The sequence below is a fragment of the bacterium genome (assembly GCA_040753555.1).
In the GTDB taxonomy this organism is placed as follows: domain Bacteria; phylum UBA9089; class UBA9088; order UBA9088; family UBA9088; genus JBFLYE01.
Genome location: JBFMDZ010000259.1, coordinates 1 through 2,581 on the forward strand (window position 1 = coordinate 1; position 2,581 = coordinate 2,581).

At 39.7% G+C, this 2,581-nt stretch carries 2 protein-coding genes; both read right to left on the reverse strand.

Features of this window, described 5'->3' with window-relative positions:
* Positions 1–173 precede the first annotated feature (173 nt).
* Positions 174–1,646, reverse strand: a complete 1,473-nt coding sequence (locus AB1630_12160) for a hypothetical protein (protein MEW6104547.1) — start codon at positions 1,644–1,646, stop codon at positions 174–176.
* A gap of 94 nt (positions 1,647–1,740) precedes the next feature.
* The gene (locus tag AB1630_12165) at positions 1,741–2,337 is read right to left on the reverse strand and encodes a hypothetical protein (protein ID MEW6104548.1); all 597 of its coding nucleotides are present in this window, start codon (positions 2,335–2,337) and stop codon (positions 1,741–1,743) included.
* Positions 2,338–2,581: the final 244 nt, after the last annotated feature.

The following is a 2,581-nucleotide window of genomic DNA, read 5'->3' on the forward strand; positions in this document are numbered from 1 at the left end:
CGTCCCCTTCTTTAATATCGGCAGATTTGGTATTTTTCTTAAATATTTCTTTTCTTTTTGTTTTTTTAACAATAATCCATTTTATCTTATTGTTTATATAGATTTGTAAAAAGTTGGGGAAGTTCTGCCATGTAGTTACAATATCAATAAAGTAGCAACAGAAAAATTTTACCCTACTTCGTTATTAAAAAAGAGGTTTTCTCAGTTACTAATTTCTCACCCCCTAAGATCAATCTGGCTATACCTTGATATAATCCCAACGGCAAATCCCCTTGCCAAGCAGCTTTTAATTTTTCGGTTTTGCCTTCTGGGATGATTGTTCTTTCAATCGGTATCTGACCTACGGTTTTTCCTTCGCTATTTTGTAATTCTATAATTCCCTCTACATAAGAGGCAATATTGCCTGTATTCTTAAAGAATAGTTGGGGAAGGATTGTCTCACCAGGGCTAACACCGGGAATAGTAAACTCTGTAATCTCTCCACTAAGGATTATTTCTTTCTCTAAGACAATAAATCTATTCTCTTTGGTTGCCATTTTGTCTGGGTAATAGTTAATCTTAGCTAGGCCAGTATACTCACCTGAAAGAAGCCCTGGCGGGTAGGAAGCATTTAATTGCTGGCTGCTATTAGGGGCAATAGCCTTACCTTCCACAGGTATCTTTCTGACCAGCTTACCCTTTATATCCTTAATCTCTATCCATCCCTCTGGGGTTAGCTCTATATTTCCGCCATTATGGAATAAAAGCCTAAAAGAGATGGGCTTATTCTGGACTGGCTCTTTGACTGAAAAATCGGCGATTTCTCCTTTGGGTTGGGCGATCACCAAGGGACGGATAACCATAAAATCAGTCTTTGCTTTTTTTAAATCCCCATCTAATTCAACCCTACTTTCAGCGGTATACTTCCCGATGGGTAGTTTCTTTGGCTTCCAGGTAGCCTCTAAGGGACGGGAACAATCAGGTAAGATGGTTGCTGCTTCAATGGGTAAATGGGCGATCTCCTTTCCTGATTTATCTTGAATAATTACACTTCCTCCCGGACGAAGATGGATGTTGCCAGTATTATGAAAGTAGGTTAAGATTTTAATCTCTTCCTCGGGTTTTGTCTGGATTAGGCTAATCTCCCTTATTTTACCATTTCTTATTAGCCCTTCTTGGGATTCAAGAAAGGTTAAGAGAACAAGGGAGCCTACCTGATATTGCATTTCTATTCCCGAGACCATATCCTCTTCAGTTACTCCTTTAGGTTTGGGACTAACAATAATAACACCATAGGCACCGCCACTATAACCTTTCGGTATATCTACTTCCACCTTTATCTTTTGTGATGCTTTAGGTGCCAGGTAAAACTCTTTAGGTTCAAGCCTCATTAATTTAGCGGCTGACCATTTTCCCTCTTTTCCTTCCTCCTCAAAAATAGCCCCTCCTGTAGGAGACTGACTCATTCCCTGGGTAGATACAACAAAATTCTCTCCTTTATCCACTGGGTTATTCACAGTGATAAAAAAGGAATGGTCGTCTTTGGTGATTGTCTTTTCCACCCGGCCAGGATTAATTCCAATACCCTCTGGCCTTGCCTCTTTTTTTAAGAAAAAGACCAGAGATAATATTACTCCCCCCATTAAGGCATATTTTAATCTCTTCATTTTATTTTAAAAATTAAAACCTCCTTTGGGTGTATCTCCTGATTGCCGCAGGATATACACCCCCAAGGATTTCTTTGCCATATCCTCCCTTCCCTCACAGTGATTGGGTTACAAACCAGTAAATGCCCATTCTGTAGGTATGGCTTGTTGCACCGGTAGTACACGGGCTAGAGGTCAACTCGTGGTCCCCGTAGTCAATTGACTGTTTGAAGGTTACATCTTTCTGACTACCGTCATTGGGTGTTACATCTTCTGTTGAGTATACTTCAACATAGTCTGCGCCAATCGTTAAATCTGATCCATCACCGATACCGGTCATAGAATACTGAAGGGTACGAGGTGTACCAGCCGTAGCATAGCCTGCATTATAACTGCCTGTGCATTGCTTAGTGCAAGTAGGAGAGCCTGGACAGTATTCTTTCATATAGAGTTTTGTGGAGTCGGAACACTTAATCCTGATGTCATACTTAGCATTGCTCTTAACGGTTATTGACCCTACTACAGAGTTTGGACCAGCAATAGTCAACTTGCTTCCCCAGACCAAAAGTCCAGCTGGTGCGACACTAATCTCAAGTTGGGGGCTAATGCTTGCCTCAATGGTCTGGCTAGATGTTCCCTCAGTAGCTGCATAGGTTAAACCTGCCATTCCTATACCCAAAAATACAGCTAATGTTTTTACAAGTCTCTTCATCTTTTCTCACCTCCTTTTTCTTAAGATTTTCTCTCCAAAAGAAGGTCTTCGGCAATAAAACCTTTTAGGAACTTTTATAGTAGAATTATAGTAAAAAAATCCATTTTTGTCAAGGTATTTTTTTTGAAACTTACCCATATCTTTTTAGCTAAAGAAAGGATTTTTGGGAAAATTAGGGTCTCTTTTTTAAAATTGTGGTTATTTTCTATTGACAGGAAGGCTAATTTTTAGAAATGAAGGGAAT

Coding starts and splice junctions, on each gene's coding strand:
- AB1630_12160 (MEW6104547.1), bottom strand. CDS start 1,646: ATGAAGAGATTAAAATATGCCTTAATGGGGGGAGTAATATTATCTCTG.
- AB1630_12165 (MEW6104548.1), bottom strand. CDS start 2,337: ATGAAGAGACTTGTAAAAACATTAGCTGTATTTTTGGGTATAGGAATG.